The organism is Pseudoxanthomonas wuyuanensis (assembly GCF_900215535.1).
Lineage (GTDB): Bacteria > Pseudomonadota > Gammaproteobacteria > Xanthomonadales > Xanthomonadaceae > Pseudoxanthomonas_A > Pseudoxanthomonas_A wuyuanensis.
Map to the genome: position 1 here is coordinate 983394 of NZ_OCND01000001.1, position 15793 is coordinate 999186.

The 15793-nt window shown below is 68.1% G+C and carries 17 protein-coding genes; all 17 read right to left on the reverse strand.

Annotation, left to right across the window (positions count from 1 at the left end):
* Positions 1-18 precede the first annotated feature (18 nt).
* The 17 genes from CRO39_RS04130 to CRO39_RS04210 all read right to left on the reverse strand — a co-directional run bounded on the left by CRO39_RS04130 (position 19) and on the right by CRO39_RS04210 (position 15791).
* The gene (locus CRO39_RS04130) at positions 19-462 is read right to left on the reverse strand and encodes an excinuclease ATPase subunit (protein ID WP_097120563.1); all 444 of its coding nucleotides are present in this window, start codon (positions 460-462) and stop codon (positions 19-21) included.
* Positions 463-562: 100 nt separating this feature from the next.
* The gene (locus CRO39_RS04135; RefSeq protein WP_217991833.1) at positions 563-1087 is read right to left on the reverse strand and encodes a hypothetical protein; all 525 of its coding nucleotides are present in this window, start codon (positions 1085-1087) and stop codon (positions 563-565) included.
* Positions 1088-1092: 5 nt separating this feature from the next.
* Complete coding sequence (locus tag CRO39_RS04140; protein ID WP_097120565.1) at positions 1093-1536, reverse strand: hypothetical protein; 444 nt, start codon at positions 1534-1536, stop codon at positions 1093-1095.
* Positions 1537-1562: 26 nt separating this feature from the next.
* Positions 1563-2807, reverse strand: a complete 1245-nt coding sequence (locus CRO39_RS04145; protein WP_097120566.1) for a beta-ketoacyl-ACP synthase — start codon at positions 2805-2807, stop codon at positions 1563-1565.
* Positions 2804-3538, reverse strand: coding sequence for a 3-oxoacyl-ACP reductase FabG (gene fabG / locus CRO39_RS04150; protein WP_097120567.1), 735 nt, complete (start codon positions 3536-3538; stop codon positions 2804-2806). Before fabG ends, CRO39_RS04145 begins: the two co-directional genes overlap by 4 nt.
* Positions 3535-3990 carry a hotdog family protein gene (locus CRO39_RS04155; RefSeq protein ID WP_097120568.1) on the reverse strand — a complete coding sequence of 152 codons (456 nt, stop codon included), beginning with the start codon at positions 3988-3990 and terminating at the stop codon, positions 3535-3537. The genes fabG and CRO39_RS04155 overlap by 4 nt, the downstream gene beginning before the upstream one ends.
* Positions 3987-5183, reverse strand: coding sequence for a beta-ketoacyl-ACP synthase (locus CRO39_RS04160; RefSeq protein WP_097120569.1), 1197 nt, complete (start codon positions 5181-5183; stop codon positions 3987-3989). Before CRO39_RS04160 ends, CRO39_RS04155 begins: the two co-directional genes overlap by 4 nt.
* A complete protein-coding gene (locus tag CRO39_RS04165; protein WP_238394537.1) occupies positions 5180-5710 on the reverse strand; it encodes a DUF3261 domain-containing protein in 531 nt (176 codons plus the stop codon). Before CRO39_RS04165 ends, CRO39_RS04160 begins: the two co-directional genes overlap by 4 nt.
* Positions 5711-5715: 5 nt before the next feature.
* Positions 5716-6948, reverse strand: coding sequence for an NAD(P)/FAD-dependent oxidoreductase (locus CRO39_RS04170; RefSeq protein ID WP_097120570.1), 1233 nt, complete (start codon positions 6946-6948; stop codon positions 5716-5718).
* Complete coding sequence (locus CRO39_RS04175) at positions 6945-9323, reverse strand: MMPL family transporter (RefSeq protein WP_238394538.1); 2379 nt, start codon at positions 9321-9323, stop codon at positions 6945-6947. Before CRO39_RS04175 ends, CRO39_RS04170 begins: the two co-directional genes overlap by 4 nt.
* A complete protein-coding gene (locus CRO39_RS04180; RefSeq protein ID WP_097120572.1) occupies positions 9298-9918 on the reverse strand; it encodes a LolA family protein in 621 nt (206 codons plus the stop codon). Before CRO39_RS04180 ends, CRO39_RS04175 begins: the two co-directional genes overlap by 26 nt.
* Positions 9915-10334 carry an acyl-CoA thioesterase gene (locus tag CRO39_RS04185; RefSeq protein ID WP_097120573.1) on the reverse strand — a complete coding sequence of 140 codons (420 nt, stop codon included), beginning with the start codon at positions 10332-10334 and terminating at the stop codon, positions 9915-9917. Before CRO39_RS04185 ends, CRO39_RS04180 begins: the two co-directional genes overlap by 4 nt.
* A complete protein-coding gene (locus CRO39_RS04190) occupies positions 10324-11877 on the reverse strand; it encodes an HAL/PAL/TAL family ammonia-lyase (protein ID WP_097120574.1) in 1554 nt (517 codons plus the stop codon). Before CRO39_RS04190 ends, CRO39_RS04185 begins: the two co-directional genes overlap by 11 nt.
* Complete coding sequence (locus CRO39_RS04195; protein WP_097120575.1) at positions 11858-12805, reverse strand: lysophospholipid acyltransferase family protein; 948 nt, start codon at positions 12803-12805, stop codon at positions 11858-11860. The genes CRO39_RS04190 and CRO39_RS04195 overlap by 20 nt, the downstream gene beginning before the upstream one ends.
* Positions 12802-13581, reverse strand: a complete 780-nt coding sequence (locus CRO39_RS04200; RefSeq protein ID WP_097120576.1) for a glycosyltransferase family 2 protein — start codon at positions 13579-13581, stop codon at positions 12802-12804. The genes CRO39_RS04195 and CRO39_RS04200 overlap by 4 nt, the downstream gene beginning before the upstream one ends.
* Positions 13574-15250, reverse strand: coding sequence for an ApeI family dehydratase (locus tag CRO39_RS04205; protein ID WP_097120577.1), 1677 nt, complete (start codon positions 15248-15250; stop codon positions 13574-13576). The genes CRO39_RS04200 and CRO39_RS04205 overlap by 8 nt, the downstream gene beginning before the upstream one ends.
* Positions 15243-15791 carry a COG4648 family protein gene (locus CRO39_RS04210; RefSeq protein WP_097120578.1) on the reverse strand — a complete coding sequence of 183 codons (549 nt, stop codon included), beginning with the start codon at positions 15789-15791 and terminating at the stop codon, positions 15243-15245. The genes CRO39_RS04205 and CRO39_RS04210 overlap by 8 nt, the downstream gene beginning before the upstream one ends.
* Positions 15792-15793 lie beyond the last annotated feature (2 nt).

The window sequence follows — 15793 nt, forward strand, 5'->3', positions numbered from 1 at the left end:
GCCAGCGCCGGTGAACGCTCACTTGCCCAGTTTGGCGTAGGTGCCCTTCAACGCGACGCCGGACATGATGTTGCCGGCATAGCATTCGTAGTGGGTCGCGCTGCGGAATTCGTTTTTCTTGTAATAGCTGACCATGTCGATTACCGCATTGGCGCCGCGCGCCCTGGCCGACTCCTGGAATGCCTTCAGCACCGACAGCGCCACCCAGCGGCAGGCTTCCTCATCGGACTTGCCCACGCCGTTGGTCTTCTTGTTGGACACATCCTCGCCCATCTTCGAAGCCGCTGCCGGATGCGGCTGGCCGGCCAGGTAGAAGCGCACGCTGCCGTCGATGCCGGCTTCCTTGGCCTGTGGCGAATCCAGCAGTTCCTGCAACGGCAGCTCGACGCGGCGATCGGCGGCAGCGGCGTGCGTGGCCGTCATCGCCAAGCCGATCAAAGCAGTTGTCAGAAGTCGTTTCATGGTGTCACTCCATTGGACGGGAAGAATGACCTGTCCGCTGGATGCGGCGCAGGTCGCCAGCGCTGGCGCCACGGGATCCTGCCGGCTCGATGGTGGCAGGTCAATGGATCGGCGGCACATCTTCCTCGGGCCCGATCTCGATTGCCGCCTGATCGTTCGCATACTCGATCTTGAAGTCGCCCCGCCGCAGCCAGGCTGCCGTATCGGCGGCCAAGGCATTGCTGATCTTGCTCAATGACGAGCAACCGTCGCGGAAAAGCGTCATGGTGCGCCGGTAGGGCTGGTACTGGCCCACCAACGCGCCGTCCTCGTAAAGCTCGGCACGGATCATTGCCCACTTGGGCCCCGAGAACGCGCCTCCATCCGCGCTGCGCATATGCATGATGCGAATACGCAGGACACGGCCCGGTAGTGTCGCCAGATCCTGGTCGGTCAACTCGACCAGGCCTTTTGAGTATTCGGCCAGGCGTGCAGGAAACTCCGCCGTCCAATCGCATTCCTTCATGAACTCCGGATATCCGGCATAGCCCTCGCGCAGTTCGATCACCGGGCTGGTGCGGATCGGGTTGTCGGCCAACGCTGGCAAAGCCAGCAGAAGCAGGCACAGGGCCAACGGCAGGCGCAAGCCATTCATGGCGCTACGGCCGATGATGCGGGCTGGTGAAACACCGGCGAGGCCTGGATGTCGTGGGCCAGGTTGCGGATCCAGCGGTTGTAGTTGCCGTGGATCTCCGGTGCTCCGCGCTTGACCCGGTAGTTCATCTCCACGCTGGACACATACTCGATCTTGAAGCCATTGTCGTCGTAGCGCACGGCAACGACGACCTCATGCTCACGCGGCGAATAACGCAGCGTGACCCTACCCGGCTCGCTGTCAACGACGGTCCAGCCTCGCCGTTGGCCGGCATGGATGACTGCCGCCTTGATGCGCGCGGCGGTGGGCGCAATGCCGTTGGTGGATTCGACTCGCTGGTACTGCGGTATCGCCATCGGGTCGTGCTTGCCTGCGGCAGCGGGTCCGGACATCACGGCAAGCGCTGCCGCAAGCAGCAGCGAAACGGAGTGCTTCTTCATCTCTCTCCCCTATAGATGGTGAACAGTCAGGTCTGCCAGCGCTTGAAAATCAGCGAGGTGTTGATACCGCCGAAGGCGAAGTTGTTGCTCATCACGTAGTCGGTCTGCAGTTCCCTGCCCTCGCCGGTGATGTAGTCCAGTTCGGCGCAATGCGGATCGCGCTGTTCCAGATTCAGCGTCGGCGCAAACCAGCCTTCGCGCATCATGCCGATGCTGGCCCAGGCCTCGTAGGCGCCGCAGGCTCCGAGCGTGTGGCCGACATAGCTCTTCAGCGAACTGATCGGCATGCGCGCGCCGAACACCTGCGCGGTGGCCGCGGTTTCGGCGATGTCGCCGTGATCGGTGGCGGTGCCGTGGGCGTTGACGTAGCCGATGGCGGCGGCGCTCAAACCGGCATCCTCCAGCGCCAGCCGCATCGCCTGCGCCATCGTTTCGGCGCTGGGCTGGGTGACATGCTGGCCATCGCTGTTGGTGCCGTAACCGACGATCTCCGCCAGTATCGGCGCGCCGCGCTCGCGCGCGTGTTCGTACTCCTCCAGGATCAGCGTGCAGGCACCCTCGCCCAGCACCAGACCATCGCGGTTGGCGTCGAACGGACGCGGCGTGGTTTCCGGCGCATCGTTGCGTACGCTGGTGGCGAACAACGTGTCGAATACCGCCGCGGCGGTGGCGTCCAACTGCTCGGCGCCGCCGGCGATCATCGCGATCTGCTTGCCGGCGCGAATGACTTCGTAAGCCGAACCCACACCCTGGCTGCCGGAGGTACAGGCGCTGGAGGTGGTGATGACGCGCCCGGTCAGGCCGAAGAACACGCCGATATTGACCGGCGCGGTGTGGCTCATCATCTTCAGGTAGGTGGTGGCGCTGATGCCTTCGGTGGTGTGCTCGTTGAGCATGCGGCCGAACTCGCCGACGGCATCGTGGCTGCCGGCCGAAGATCCGTAGGACACGCCCACCCGGCCGCTTTTCAGCAGCGGGTCGCCCAGCAGGCCGGCCTGCTGCAGCGCCAGCTCGGTGGCGCGTACCGACATCAATGCGACCCGCCCCATGCTGCGGGTGGTCTTGCGGTTGTAATGCGACGGCAGCTGGAAATCCTCGGCCGGCGCCGCCAGCTTGGTGTTGAGCCCTTCGTAGATGTCCCAGGCGTCGATGCGGCGTACCGCGTTGCGGCATTCGCGCAACCGCAGATGCACGCTGTTCCAGTCATGGCCCAGCGGGCTGATGGTGCCGCCGCCGGTGACGACGACGCGCCTGTCGGTATTGCGGCTCATCCGATCAATCCCCCATTGACGGAGATCACCTGGCGGGTGATGTAGCTGGCCTGTTCGGAAACCAGGAACGCGACGATGGCCGCCACTTCCTCCGGCCGGCCCATCCGCCGCATCGGGATCATCTTCAACGCTTCCTCCAGCACTTCGCCACTGACCATCTCGGTATCGATCAAGCCCGGCGCCACGCAGTTGACGGTGATCGCGCGACTGGCCAGCTCCAGCGCCAGCGCCTTGCTTGCGCCGATGATGCCGGCCTTGGCCGCGCTGTAGTTGGTCTGGCCGCGGTTGCCGACCAGCCCGGACACCGACGACAGCGTCACGATGCGTCCGGGCTTGCGCCGGCGCACCATCGGCATGATCAACGGGTTGAGCACGTTGTAGAACGCATCCAGGTTGGTGTGGATGACCGCATCCCAGTCCTCGCCGCTCATCGCCGGAAAAGCGTTGTCGCGGGCGATGCCGGCATTGCAGACCACGCCGTAGCAGGCGCCGTGTTCGGCCACGTCGGCCTCCAGCGCCTGCGCGCAGGCCGCGCGGTCGGCGACATCGAACGCCAGTACGCGCGCCCGGCGGCCCAGCGCGCGGATCTCGTCGGCCACGGCCTCGGCTTCCGCCACCCGGCTGCGGCAATGCACGGCCACATCAAATCCGTCCCGGGCCAGCCGCAGCGCGATCGCGCGGCCGATGCCCCGGCTCCCTCCTGTCACCAGGATGGTCGAGTCCCCACTCATGCTTCGTCATTCTCCAGATAAGCCTTCGCATCCGCCGGTTCGTAGACCGATACGTTGGCGGAAGCCAACTCGTTGCCGCCTTCCAGAATCCGGCAGGCGAACATCCCCAGGCCATTGTCGCCCAACAGCTCGCATCTTGCCTCCACCCGCAACACTGCGCCGGGGCGGAAATACGGTTCCGCGCAGACATAGCGGCGTGTGCCCAGCAGGAAGCCGATCGACGGCTCGCCGCCGGCCCGGCGCGCGCGGCAGCCGGCCCAGGCAGCGATGGTCTGCGCCATGTACTCCACGCCCACCCAGGCCGGCACGCCCTGCTCGGCGTTGAACGGCCCGTCGGCCGGCACCTGCAGTTCCACCGCGGCGCTTTCTTCGTCCCACTCCAGCAGGCGCTCGATCAGCAGCAGAGTGCCGCGGTGCGGCACCACCCTTTCGATGTCGTAAAGCGTATTCATCCGTCGGCTCCGAACAGCAGTACGGCATTGCTGCCGCCAAAGGCGAACGAGTGGCTCAGCACATGCCGCAACGGCGCCGCCGCGCGTTCGCCCGGCGCAGCGAAACGCAATGCCGGCAATCCGGGATCGGCCTGGCCGTCCCACCAGTGCGGCGGCAGCCGGTGCTCGGGATTGTCGGCCATCGCCAGCCAGCACAGCGCCGCCTCGATGGCGCCGGCTGCGCCCAGCGTATGCCCGGTCAGCGCCTTGGTCGAACTGACCGGCGTGTCCAGGCCCACCGTGGCGGCCACGGCCCGGCTTTCCATCGCATCGTTCTGCGGGGTGGCGGTGCCATGCAGATTGACGTAATCGACATCGCCCGCTGCGATGCCGGCACGCGCGAGCGCCTGGCCGATCGCCGCAATCGCACCCAGGCCCTGCGGTTCGGGCGAAGAGATATGGTGCGCATCGGAGGTTTCGCCCCAGCCGGCCAGCCTTACCGGACCGGGTTCGCGGGTCATCAGGAACAGCGCCGCACCCTCGCCGATGTTGATGCCGTTGCGGTTGCGCGAAAACGGATTGCAGCGCGTCGCCGACACCGATTCCAGCGCGGAGAAGCCGTTGATGGTGAACCGGCAAAGCGAATCGGCGCCGCCGGCGATCACCGCATCGGCAATTCCGGCGCGCAGCAGCCGCGCCGCCGATGCCAACGCCTTGGCGCTGGAAGAACAGGCGGTGGAAAGCGTCCAGGCCGGCCCGCCGGCGCCGGCTTCGGCAGCGATGAAGCGCGATGGCGCGCCGATTTCCTGCTGGCCGTAGTGGAAACCTTCCGGCCACCGGCCGCTGGCGCGCCATAGCGGCAGCGCCCGCTCGGATTCGCCGATGCCGGACGTGCTGGTGCCCAGGATCACCGCGACCCGGTGTGCGCCGTAACGCGCCACGGCCGCGCCGGCGGCAACGCGGATCTGTTCGAAAGCCAGCCGCAGCAACGCGTTGTTGCGGCCGCGCAGCGGCAACGGACAATCGGAAAGATCCGGCAACGGCGCGGCGACTTCGCCCAGCGCCAGCGGCCGCCCCGGCGTCCACGCATCGGTGAGCGTCAATGGCGCCGGGGCGTCGGACCGCAACAGCGCCTGGGCAACCTGGCGGCGGCCATTGCCCAGCGCGCAGACCACGCCGAGTTCACTGAGAAAAACCGGCTGCGAGGCGCTCACTGGGTTTCCCCGTCTGCCGATTCGATCTCCAGCCGGTAGCCCTCGGCCAGGTTTTCCAGCCGTACCCGCTGCGGCGACAGCTCGGTCGCCACCAGCCACGCGGTGCCGCCATGCAGCAGCGTGCGCACGCCTGGCGACTGCTGCAGCTGCCAGCCTTCCGGCAGTGCGGCACGGATCGCCTCGGCGGGCCAGCGGACGAATTGCAGGTCGTCGAGCACGCGTTCGCCGCGCACCGCCGGCGGCAGCCAGGGGGCGCGTTGCTGTTGAAGTTCGCGTCCATCCCAGCGCAGGCGCACACCGGACTGGCCCAGCGCCAGCACCAGCAGGCGGACTTCGTGCCCATCGACCTCCAACAGCGCGTCCAGTTCGCGCTGTTGCGCGCCGAAGCTGAAATGCAGCCGTTGCTGCACCGAGATCGTCTGCCCCAGCGAGGCCGGAGACAACCGCAACGGCGGCAACTCCTGCAACGACGCCGCAGGCCTGTGCGCGCACGCGGCCAGCAACAGGCAGGCCAGCAGCAGCGGCATGGACATCAACCGGCGCACAGTTGCTCCAGCACGCGCAGCCGGCGCTCGGTTTCGGCCACGTAGGGATTGCGTTTGTCCCAGGCGTAGCCGGCCAGAATCGAACAGATCATGGCGCGGATATCCGGCTGCGGGTCTGGATGGAAGATGATCTTCTGGAAGCCGCCCTGGTACCACGCCTCGACGAAACGGCGGAACGTCTGCACGCCGTCGCGCAGCGGAATGGCGAAATCCCGTTCCCAGTCGACCGTCTCGCCGGCGTACTTGCGCTGCAGGCAAGCGCTGGCCAGCTGCGCCGACTTGAAGGCGATGGTGACGCCGGAAGAAAACACCGGGTCGAGGAATTCGCCGGCATTACCCAGCAGCGCGTAGCCCGGCCCCCACAGCGACTTCACATTGGCCGAGTAGCCGGTGATCTGGCGCACCGGCAGCACGCCCCATTCGGCGTTCTTCAGCAGCCGGGTCAGATTGGGATCCTCGCCGACAATGGCCTGCAGCCGCTCCATCTCGCCGCCGCGGTAGCGCTCCAGGAACGCCGGTTCGGCCACCACGCCCAGCGAACAGCAGCCGTTGGAGAACGGAATCGTCCAGTACCACACGTCCACATGTTCGGGGTGGGTGGTGATCAGGATCTTGTTGCGGTCGAAACCGGCATCGGCCGGAATATGGTCGCGCACATGGGTGAAGATGGCGCCGCGTACCGGGAAGTTGGACGGGCTTTCCAGCTTCAGCAGCCGCGGCAGCAGCCGGCCGAAACCGCTGGCGTCGAGCATGAAATCGGCCTGGATGATGTATTCCTCGCCTTCCGGCGAACGCACCGTGACCTGCGGGACTTCGCCCGGCATGGCCGCCAGCACTTCGTGCCGGTAGCGGACTTCCGCGCCCATCCGCTCGGCGCCCTTGGCCAGCACGTGGTCGAAATCGGCGCGCTGCACCTGGTAGGTGGTGCCCCAACCCGGCGAAAACTTGTCGCGGAAATCGAACTCGGTGCTGCGCTCGCCGCGCACGAACGCGGCGCCGTTCTTGTACTGGAAACCGGCCTCGACCACGTCCTGCAGCAGGCCGGCGGCCTCGATGTACTCCATGCTCTGCGGCAGCAGGCTCTCGCCGATGGAAAAGCGCGGAAACTGCTCGCGCTCGAGAATCAGCACCTGGCGCCCCTGCTGGCGCAGCAGCGCAGCAGCGACCGAACCGGCCGGCCCCGCGCCGATGATCAGGATTTCCGTCTTTTCGATCTTCATTCCGTTTTGTCCGTACCAGGGTTGGATAAAGGGGCGGCCAACGGCCGGAACAATGGCGAAATCAGCCAGACCAGGCCGATGCCGAACAGCAGCGTCAGCCCGAAGGCGCGCAACGCCGGCGTGGCCGACAGCGCCAGCAAGCCGAACGACAGCCAGGTGCTGGCGGCGCCGACGCAGACCGCCAGCCAGGCGCTGGCATCGCCGCGATGCTCGACCAGGAAGATGCCGTAGTCGATGCCCATGCCCAGCAACAGCAGCAGCGCCAGCACGTTGAACAACTGCAGCGGCTGGCCCAGCAACCCCAGCAACGCCACCGTCAGCAGCCCGGCCAGCAGCGTCGGCGCCAGCGCGCGCCAGGCCAGGCCGCGATAGCGCCACCACAGCGCCGCGAACACCGCCGCCACGCCTGCCAGCAGCAACCAGCTCATCTGCACCCGGTAATACGCCAGCAGCCGCGAGAAATCGCCGGTGCGGTCGACCCAGCGCACGCCCGGCAAGCCGGCGGCGGCGGCTTGCATCGCCTGCATCGACGCCTCGCCGTGCAGTCCATCCAGCATCACCACGCTGGCCACATCCGTGCCCAACGGGCCCAGCCACAGCTGCCGGAACGGCTGCGATACCGGCGAGGCCAGCCAGTCTTCCAGCGTCAGCGGTTGCGCCGGGAATGCGGCGCGTTGCAGGGGCTCGCCCAACGCCGCGCCAACCTCTGTCATCACTGCCGTTTCCACGCGCGCGGTCAGTTCGGCGTCGGCCTGCTGGGCCGCGTTCGATGGCAGCCAGTCGCTGATGGCGCGGTAGCCTCGCAACTGGCCGGCGGCGACAACCGGCGCCAACCGCTGCAGCAGCGCCTCCTCGCGCTGCAGGACGGTCTCGCTGTCGGCACCGCGGACAAGGAAGAACTGCGCCGGACTGGGCATGCCCAGCAGGCGGCCGATCCCGGCCTGCTGGTCCAGCAGAGCTTGCGGCGAAGACTGCAGGCTGCGCAGATCGTCATCGGTCTGCAGCCGCCACAGGCCGGCCGCCAGCAACACCGCCATCGCCAGTCCGGCGACCGCCCAGCCGCGGCTGGCGCGCACGCGCGGCCAGCGTTGCAGCGTATCGGCCAGCCAGCGCGAAAAGCCGCTGACGCGCAGCGCTCCGCCATCGAGCCAGGGAAACCAGCAGATCACGGTCAGGAATGCCGCCGCCAGCCCCACCACCGAGAACAGCGCCATCTGCCGCAGCCCCGGGAACGGCGCCAGTCCCAGCGCCAGGTACGCCAGCGCGCTGGTCAGCAATGCCAGCGACAATCCCGGCAGCAGGTAGCGCAACAGCGACCAACGCTGGTCGGGATGCTTGCCGCGACGCGATGCGAACCAGTGGATGCCGTAGTCCTCGGCCACGCCGATCAGGCTGGCGCCGAAGATCAGCGTCAGCAGGTGCACGTTGCCGAATACCATGGCGGTGATCGACAGCGCCGTCGCGCAACCTATCAGCAGCGACATCGCCACCAGCAGTATCGGCCGCAACGAGCGGAATGCCAGCCAGGCCAGCAGCAGCACCGCCGCCAGCGAGCCCAGTCCGATCACATTGACTTCGCGGCTGGCCTGCACCGCCGCGGCCTCTGCATGCAGCGGTACGCCGGCGCGCAGTTCCGTGATGTCCGCGACCTGGGCGCGCGCGGCCTCGGCCGCGCGGTCCAGCGCATCTTCGATGGTCCGCCGACCATCCAGCCGGAACGCCGATGCGCGGGTCTGGAACTGCAGCACCGCCCACACCCGGCCATCGGCATGCAGCAAGCCGTCCTCGCCGACCCGCAGCCCCGAACTCGCCGCCCGCGCCTGCCACCATTGCGGCCACAACCCCAACGGATCGGCATGCCATGCGGTCAGCCGCGGCGCGCCCATCGGTCCGTACAGGGACGCCAGCGCCGATTCGGCCAACGCTGCGGCCGGTTCCTCACGCAGCCGTTGCCGCTGTTGCGGCGTCAACAAGCGGTCGCGGTGCGGCGCATAGAACGCCTGCGCCTGCGCGAACCAGTCCTGCGCATCGCCGGCCGGCTCGAACGGCAGGGTCGACGCCTGCAGCGCGCCCAGGTAGGCCGCCTGCGCCTGTTGCGCCTGCCCGGCATCGGCGGCGCCCAGCAGCACCACCATCTGCCGTGCGCTGGCGTCGGCGATACGGCGGGTGGCATCGGCCAGCAGGCGATCGTCGGCGTCCTGCGGCAGCATCGCCAGCACATCGCTGTCGATGCGCGACTGCTGCCAGAACCGCCATTGATGCCACCCGATGGCGATCACCAGCAACAGCCAGCCCAGCGCCAGCCAGCGCCAGAGCGCGCGATATCGCGCATCGCGCTGGACCGCCGCATCAGTCAAAGCGTGCCGCCTCGGCATCGCTCAACACGGCCGGCGATTCGCTGATGCCGGTAAACTCCAGTACGGTGCGGTCGCCATTGGCTTCGTCGATTTCAACGTGGCGCACATGGCGGTCGCCTTGCAGGCGGATACGTTCGAACGAACGCGCCAGCGGGCCCGGCCGCGGCGTCAGCGTCAACCGCCAGCCCTGCTCCGGCAGCGCCTCGACCGTGCTGGAAAAGCGCGGCGCCAGCGCCGCCACATCGCCGCTCATCAGCGCGAACATCATCTCGTTGACCGCACGCAGCGCCGGTTGCTGGCGCCCGTCCAACTCGACCCGGGTGCTGCCGTCGCGCTGGCGGCTGAGGATGCGGTCGCGGGTCAGCACCACTTCCGAAGCAAACGGCTTCAGCGTGCTCCACAGCACGCCCCGCTCGCGCGACAGCACGAAATTCCCTTCCGACCGCAGCGACTTGCTGAACCCGGCCACCTGCTTCTGTTGCTGGAAATCTCCGCGCAACACCGGCACCTGCGCCACGCGCTGCTGCACCAGCGCCAGATCGTCGGCGGCCCGCACCGCTACCGCACCGAACGCCAGCGTCAAGGCCAGCAACCCCGTTATCGCCCATTTCATTGCGGTGCCACTCCCAGCTTCTGCCACAGGACCGGCGGACAGACATAGAGCATCTCGCCTGAAGCCGCCTCGACCGCCACCTGGATGGTGTGCGCGGCGGTCAGCTTCTGTCCGGTTTCGGCATCGCGTATCCGGTAATCGAACTTGAGCCGGTTTTCCCATTCGACCAGTTGCACGGCCACCACCAGCGGCTGGCCGAACCGCAGCGGCCGGATGTACTTGATGCGCGCATCCACCACCGGCCACAGGTAGCCGGATTCGAGCATTTGCGGGTAGTCGTAATCGAAGCGCTGCAGCAGCTTGCAACGCGCCAGCTCCAGGTATCTGAAGTAATTGCCGTGCCAGACCACGTTCATCGGATCGCAGTCGTGGAAGGCCGGCGACAGCGCCAGCTCGGCGGTCAGGTCAGCCGGCATACAGGCTCCAGCGGCCGGCGCGCAGATCCGCCAGCAAGGCGCGCAGCTCGCCGTCCAGCGCGCGATCCTCTTCCACCAGCGCAATGCGCTGGCGCAGGTCGGCGAACATCGCCGCCGGCTCGTCGCGCAGCTCGGTCGGCGGTCCGGCCTGCTGGCGCAGTTCGATGCCCTGGCGCGCGGCGATCAGCATCGCCGCGGCCACCTGTTCGGTCAGTTCGATCACGCGCAGGCAGTCGCGCGCGGCAATCGTACCCATGCTGACCTTGTCCTGGTTGTGGCACTCGGTGGAACGCGAGAACACCGAGGCCGGCATGGTCAGCTTCAGCGCTTCGGCGGTCCAAGCCGATACGCTGATCTGCAGCGCCTTCAGGCCATGATTGATCGCCGCCCGCGCCCCGCTGGCGGCGGACAGGTTGGACGGCAGGCCGTGGTTGTAGCGGGTGTCGACCAGCAGCGCCAGCTGCCGATCCAGCAGATCCGCCACGTTGGCGACCGCGGTCTTCAGCGCATCCATGGCGAAGGCGATATGGCCGCCGTAGAAATGGCCGCCGTGCAGGATCTGTTCGCGGTCCGGATCGATCAGCGGATTGTCATTGGCGCTGTTGAGTTCGGTTTCGATCAGCTGGCGCAGGAACGGCAGCGCGTCTTCCAGCACGCCGATCACATGCGGCGCGCAGCGCAGCGAATAGCGATCCTGCAGGCGCTGCTCGTTGCGCGGCGGGCGGTCGCTGTGCAGGTCCTCGCGCAGCCGCGCCGCCACCCGCATCTGGCCCGGGTGCGGCTTGGCCGCGAACAGCACCTCGTCGAAGTGGTGCGCGTTGCCGGCGCTGGCCAGCACGTTGAACGCGGTCAGCCGGGTCGCCAGCCGGCCCAGGTATTCGGCACGCTGCCAGGCCAGGCAGGCCAGCGCGGTCATCACCGCGGTGCCGTTCATGATGGCCAGGCCTTCCTTCGGGCGCAGCCGCAACGGCGCCATGCCGATTTCGGCCAGCGCTTCGGCGGCGCTGCGGCGCTGGCCGCGGTGCATCACCTCACGCTCGCCGCACAGTACCGCGGCCACGTACGAGAGCGGGGTCAGATCGCCGCTGGCGCCAACCGAGCCTTCGGCCGGGATCAGCGGCAGCACGTCTTCCTGCAACAGCTGCGCCAGGCCCTCCAGCAGCGGCAGGCTGACCCCGGACATGCCGCGCGCCAGCGATGCCAGCCGTGCCGCCAGCACCGCGCGCGTCTCGGCCTCGTCGAGGAACCGCCCCAGCCCGCAGCCGTGATAGGCATACAGGTGGTGCGGCAGTTCGGCGACCAGATCCGGCGGAATGTTGACCGTGCAGGAGTCGCCATAGCCGGTGGTCACGCCGTAGATGACGCCGTCTTCCTGCAGCAGCCGGTCCAGGAAGTCGGCGCCCCGCTGGATACGCGCGCGGAAGCCGGCGTCGGCGGACAGCGCGGCCGGACGCTGGCGGCGCGACAGCGCCGTCACGTCCTCGATACGCAACGGCGCGTCGCCGAACAGCAACGGCAGGGAATCAATGCTTGGGAGCGTCATGCGGTACCTGATCCCAGAAGGGAAAGAAATTGAACCAATCGTACGGAGCTCCGGACACCTGCAGCTCCAGCCATTGCGCAAACCTCGCCGCCTGCTCGGCCAGCGCGGCGTCGCGGGAACCGCGCGGCAGCTTCAGGCGGTCGGCAAAGCGCGCAAAACGCACCACGTAACCATCGCCCGCATGCACGCAAGCCATCGTGAACACCGGGCAGCCCAGCGTCGAAGCCAGCACGTAGGGGCCGATCGGAAACGGCGCCGGGTGGCCGAGGAACGAGGCGCGCACGCTGCGCCCCCCGCGCAGCGGCACACGGTCGCCGGCGATGGCGACGAACTCGCCCCTGGCGACCCGTTCGGCCAGCATCACCGCGGTGGCCGGCCCCAGTTCGGTGACCTGCAGCAACTGGACCTGGCCATTGGGATCCAGCCGCCGCATCATCCGGTTGAAGCGTTCGGCGTGCGCGGTATGCACCAGCGCGGTCAGGCGGAAGCCCGGGACGTAATCGGCCAGGGTCTGGCACAGTTCCAGGCAGCCGATATGCGCGGTGATGATGACCCCGCCCTCGCCGCGCGCCACCTGCGACAGCATCACATCGCGCTGCAGTTCCACCTTGGCAACCGGATAGCGCCGGCCCAGCGCCAGCAGCTTGTCCAGCAGGGTTTCGGCGAAGTAGCGGAAATGGCGCAGGCTGTGCCGCCAGCCGGGGGCGCGTTCGAATGCGCCGGCATGGGCCTGCAGGCGTTGCAGATACTGCAACGAAGCGCGGCGCGCGGTGGCGTTGCCCAGCCAGTGGAACAGCACCACCGGATACAGGCACAGCAGGAACGGCCAGCGGCCGAGCCAGCGGTGCACCCCGCACAGGAACGCGATGCCCATCACCGACGTCGATTCGCCGATGTCGGCCCAGTGCGCGGCCTGCGGCTGGTTCATGCCGCCCTGCCCTGGATGCGCGTGCGGCGTGCGGCCAGCAGGCGCGGCAAGCGCCGCAACATGCCGAAGAACAGGCGCGTATGCATGCGGCTGATGCGCAGGTTGTCGCGCCAGATGTCGAAATGGGAAACGCCGTCGCGGGGATAGGTGACCCGGGTCGGCAGGTTTTCCACCGGCACGCCGCGCCAGAACAGCCGCACGATGATTTCCGGATCGAAATCCATGCGTTGGCCGATGGTTTCCTCGCCCATCAGCCGCAGCACCGGCGGCAGCGGATAGACGCGGAACCCGCACATCGAATCCTTGATTGCCAACGAAAGCGTATTGATCCAGACCCATACGTGGGTCAGGTAGCGGCCGTACAGCCGCCCCTTGGGGACACTGGCATCGTATTCGGGACTGCCGCAGATGATGCTGTCGGGGCGCAGCCTTGCGCGCGCCAGGAAACGCGGGATATCGGCCGGGTCGTGCTGGCCATCGGCATCGATCTGCAACACATGGCTGGCGCCCAGCGCCGCCGCTTCGCGAAACCCCGCCAGCACCGCGGCGCCCTTGCCCTGGTTGCGCGGCAGCCGCAGCAGCCTTACCCGCGGCGCGTGCCGTTGCGCCAGATCCTGCAACACCTGCGCGCAAGCCGGGCCGGAACCATCGTCGACCAGCAGGCAGTCGTTGTCGCTGGCCAGTACGCCATCCACCATCGCGGCGATGGCGTGCTCGTGATCGAACACCGGAATCAGCACCAGCGGCGCAAACGCATCGGCGGCGCGGCTAGCCATCGAACACCACCCGGCCGCTGGCATGCGGCCCGTGCGACGAACGATAGGCAAATACCAGCGCCCGCTTGTGCGGCTGCCATTCCAGGCTCAGCTGCAGGCGATCGCCTGGGCGGGCCACGCGCTGGAACTTCACCGCCTCCATCCGCACGAAACGCGGCGGCATTGCGAATACCTCGCGCGCAAAGCGCACCGCCCAGTCCAGTTGGGCCACGCCGGGAAGGATCGGCGTGCCCGGGAAGTGGCCGTCGAACGCCGCCAGGCCGGCATCCAGTTGCAGTTCCAGTTCGGCACGGGCCGGCTCGCGCAGTTGCCAGCATGGCTCGGGCAGCTGCGGGCGGAACAATGCCAGCAGCGCCGATTCGGTGGTCTTGCCTTGCGCATTGATCGGCAAGGCCTCGACGAATCGCCAACGCCGCGGCCGCGTCACCGCATCGTGGCCATGCGCCAGATGAGCGCCGAGCCGCTGCGAAAATGCCCTGCGCCCATTGGAGGACAGCCGCGCCGCCTCGCTGGCCGCCGGGACCACCACCGCCGCCAGCGCATTGCGGCTGCCGGGCAACAGCAGCACTCGCGCCTGGCGCACCTCAGGGTGCTCCAGCAATTGCCGCTCCAACGCATCCAGCGATACCCGCCGCTCTTCGATCTTGACGATGCGATCGGCGCGGCCCAGCAGGCGGAACCCCTGCGCATCGGCTTCGGCGCGGTCCTCGCTGCGCCACCACTCATCCTGCGGCAGATGCGGCGAACGCACTTCCAGCCGTTGGCCATCGATTCGCCATTCCACACCGGGCAGCGCCTGCCACGTTGGCTGTTCGCCAGTCCAGCGCCGCCAGGCGATGCCTCCGGTTTCTGTGCTGCCGTAGATTTCGGTCGGCGCCGCCCCCAGCAAGGCGCGCGCCTGCAACGCCGCCTCGGCAGGGAGCGCTCCGCCGGACGAAAACACCGCCCGCAACCGCCCCTGCACCGCTGCCCAGTCCAGTTGTTCCGGCAGGCGGCGCAGATGCGCGGGACTTGCCACCAGCAGCGAAGGCGGTCCGGCCAAAGCCGCCACCATGTCTTCGGGAAAGAACGCGCGCGCCGCGATGCGGCGCCCGGCCGCCAGCGGCCACAGCACGCGGAACAGCAGTCCGTAGATATGCTGGTGCGACACCGTGCCATGCACCTGCGCATCGCCCAGGCCTGCGCCGAACGCGGCCTCCAGCGCTTCGACTTCGCGCGCCAACTGGCGCAGCTGCTTTTCGATGGCCACCGGTTCGCCGGTGCTGCCGGAAGTGAACACCACCAGCCGGGTGGCCTGTTCGTCCAGCGGCGCCATGTCCGCGCCGCCGCCGCCGTTGGCAAGCGGCTGCAGCGATGGCCAGCCAACGGGCATATCGCCGGCAAAGCCATCCACCTGCGCCTGCAAGCGGCCCAGCGTCTGCGGCAGATTGTCGCCGCACAGGAATGCCCGCTTGCCGGCATGCCAGGCGCCGAACAGCGCTGCGGCAAAACGTACCGCATCGTCGAAATAAAGCACCCAGTCCGGTCCCTGCTGCGCCGCGAATGCCTGGCGCCAACCGGCTACCTGCTGCAGGAACGCGGCGTGATCCAGCGCCAGCGGCGCAGCCGCGACCCCGCGCCCCGGCTGCGCCCGTACCGCCACACTGGCCAGCGGCAGCCAGTCAGCCACGGTGCGCCGCCAGGACCCGCTGCCGGATCAGCCACTCGCCGCCGAACAGCAGCCCCATCAGGCCATAGGCGATCAGGCCATTGTACAGCGCCCAGACGCGATCGCTGGCCCATAGCGCGGTGACCAGCGCCAGACTGCCGTTGACGACGAAAAAACCGCACCAGACCTGGGTCACCCGGCGCGTATAGGCCACCCCGCTGGCCGGCAACTGCGGGTCCTGCAGGCGTGCGATACGTTCGATCACCGTCGGCGGGAAACGCAGGCTGATCGCAAACACCGCCAGCATCACCGCGTTGACCAGCGCCGGGTACAGCTTCAATGGCAGCGCCTGGTTGAAGATGGTGGCGGTCAGCGCCAGCAGCCCGGCGCCGCCCGCGGCGACCAGCCAGACCGCTTCGCGCGCGGCGATTGCGCGCAGCAGCGCCAGCGCAAACAGCAGCAACGCCAGCCAGCGCGGTTCGAAGCGTCCGAGCGCGAAATAGATCGCCAGCGGATAGGCCAGCGAAAACGCGATGAACAACACCGCGCGGGCACGGTTCACGT